The sequence below is a fragment of the Candidatus Poribacteria bacterium genome (assembly GCA_016866785.1).
Lineage (GTDB): Bacteria > Poribacteria > WGA-4E.
Genome location: VGLH01000263.1, coordinates 1 through 2,218, shown reverse-complemented (window position 1 = coordinate 2,218; position 2,218 = coordinate 1). Strand labels below are relative to the sequence as shown.

3 protein-coding genes are annotated in these 2,218 nt (G+C 64.0%); all 3 read left to right on the top strand.

Features of this window, described 5'->3' with window-relative positions; genetic code table 11:
• Positions 1-113 precede the first annotated feature (113 nt).
• The 3 genes from FJZ36_19105 to FJZ36_19095 all read left to right on the top strand — a co-directional run bounded on the left by FJZ36_19105 (position 114) and on the right by FJZ36_19095 (position 2,070).
• Entirely contained in the window at positions 114-833 is a 720-nt protein-coding gene (locus FJZ36_19105) for a phytanoyl-CoA dioxygenase family protein (protein MBM3217008.1), read from the top strand.
• Between the two features lie 25 nt (positions 834-858).
• Positions 859-1,209, top strand: coding sequence for a VOC family protein (locus FJZ36_19100; protein MBM3217007.1), 351 nt, complete (start codon positions 859-861; stop codon positions 1,207-1,209).
• A 483-nt stretch (positions 1,210-1,692) separates the two neighbouring features.
• A complete protein-coding gene (locus FJZ36_19095; protein ID MBM3217006.1) occupies positions 1,693-2,070 on the top strand; it encodes a type II toxin-antitoxin system VapC family toxin in 378 nt (125 codons plus the stop codon).
• Positions 2,071-2,218: the final 148 nt, after the last annotated feature.

The window sequence follows — 2,218 nt, the reverse complement described above, 5'->3', positions numbered from 1 at the left end:
CAACGGCAATGGGTGACGCCTCAACGACGGTGCTCTGGAGAGCTGAGAGAACCTTCGCTGCTGGTCGCAATGGTCGCCTACCAGAGCGTCAGTCTCGATCTGACTCGTAGAACTTGGGAGAGCTTGCGGTGAGGTTGACCCAAGCGCAGACGGCGTTCTTCCGCCACAACGGCTTCGTCATCCTGCCGACGCGCCTGACGCCCGACGCCGTCCAGGAACTCAGGGACGCCATCTGGCGCGACATCGAGCGCGAGGTCGAGCCGGTCGTCCGCTCCGGCGGCAGGATCGTCCGGCTCTCGAACGTCTGGGGACGCGGCGGCGTTTTCGTCCAGTTAGTGACGCGCCCGGAGATCCTCGACCCGCTCGAATCCCTCTTGGGTCCCAACATCGAGTTCCTGCGGAACCGCCACAACCACGCGACGCTGCGAGTCGGGGGCGACGGCTCCGCCTACATGCACCGTGACGTGCTCCAGTGGACGCGGACGATCGTCACGGTGCTGATCTATCTGGAAGACACGAACCTGGAGAACGGCTGCACGCGCGTCGTGCCGGGAACCCACCTGCTGCCGGGCAGAGAGGTGCATAGCCTTCACAACGACTCCGGCATCGAGGCGTCGGGACTGATGGAGCAGGCGGTTCCGGTTCCCATGCCCGCCGGTGGGTTGCTCGCCATCGACAGCATGATCTACCACGGAGCCGGAGAGAACCGGACGTCCGGGACGCGCATGAGCCTGACGCTGGGATATCATAGCGCCGACGAGCTCGCCGGCTACGACAACCCGAAGCGCGTGCTGGTGCGAGGCGCGCGTCCCTATCACGGCAACGACACCTGATCGGCACGGGCGTTGGGAGGTTGCTGTGCAGCGGATGTTCCCGTCGTTCTGCGTCGCGTCGTATGACGAAGCGGTGCGGTTCTACATCGACTGGCTCGGATTCCAGATCGACTGGGAATACGGTTCGCCGACGAGTCCCGTGTACTCCCAGGTGTCGCGCGACGGTCTCGCCCTGCATCTGTCCGTACAGCCGGACGGATCATTCCAGAGCAACTGCGTCGCCCATGTGGACGACATCAGGGCGCTGCACCGCGAGTGGAAAGCCAAGCGTCCCGACTGGGACGGCGAAGTCTACGAGACGCCTTGGCGCGTTCTGCGGATTGATCTGCACGACCCGTTCGGGAACCACATCGCCGTCCAGCAGGCGCTGCCCTAGCGATGCCACCGCCGACGCGACGATCCAGGACGTGCATCAACCCCGCCCTCAGGTATCATAGTGCCGACGAGCTCGCCGGGTACGAGAACCCAATGCGCATGACGGCGCGCGGCGCTCGCCCCTACCACGGGAACGACACTTGACGCACGGCTACGTGCGTCCGGGGTAACGCGATGGGCACGTTGGAGCGACAGATCATTGAGATGTTTCGGCACCTGTCCGCCGACAGCCAAGCGACCGTGCTCGATGCGCTACGTGACGTTGCCTCTTCGGCGCCCGTGACTCTCGCGGCATGGCTACGAGAGACGCGGGATGTTCGATTCAGGGCGCATCCCGACCTGAGCGGACAAGTCCCTTCCGCCAGTCAGCTCGTCAACGAAGCCAGAGAGGACCGCGATGCCGACCTCCTACGTCGTGGTGGACTCGGGAGTCCTGCTGGCGACCGTTCAAACTGAGCGCCATACGACACATGCCCATGCTTAGATGGCTCGCCTGGATCGGGAACAGGTGCAGATCGTCGCTCCGACGCTCCTGTGGTATGAGATCGTCGCCGTAGCACGCAAGTGGACGCATCGGAAGCTGGCAACGTCTGACGAAGCTCAACGAGCGTTGGACACGCTTCTCCGTTGCCCAGTTGTCAGCGTCATGGATAACGGGCTCTTGCGCCGCGCCTACGAGATCGCCACGCTGCTGGAGCTACCGACAGCCTATGACGCGCAGTATCTTGCGGTGGCGGAGCGGTACGAGTGCGAGTTCTGGATGGCCGATGAGCGTCTACACAACGCCGTGTCGAGCAGGTTCCCAAGCGTCCAATGGCTCGGCAGTCAGGAGGTTGACGGCGACGACCCATCTAGCACCTAGCACGGCGCAGCCCCACCACGGCATCGAAGGCGGCAAGCAAGGAGGCACACATGCCCACCACCTACCAGAACTTCATCGGCGGGAAGTGGGTTCCCGCCCAGAGCGGCGAGACCTTCGAGAACATCAACCCGGCGGACACGTCCGAGAT

Coding starts and splice junctions, on each gene's coding strand:
- FJZ36_19095 (MBM3217006.1), top strand. CDS start 1,693: ATGGCTCGCCTGGATCGGGAACAGGTGCAGATCGTCGCTCCGACGCTC.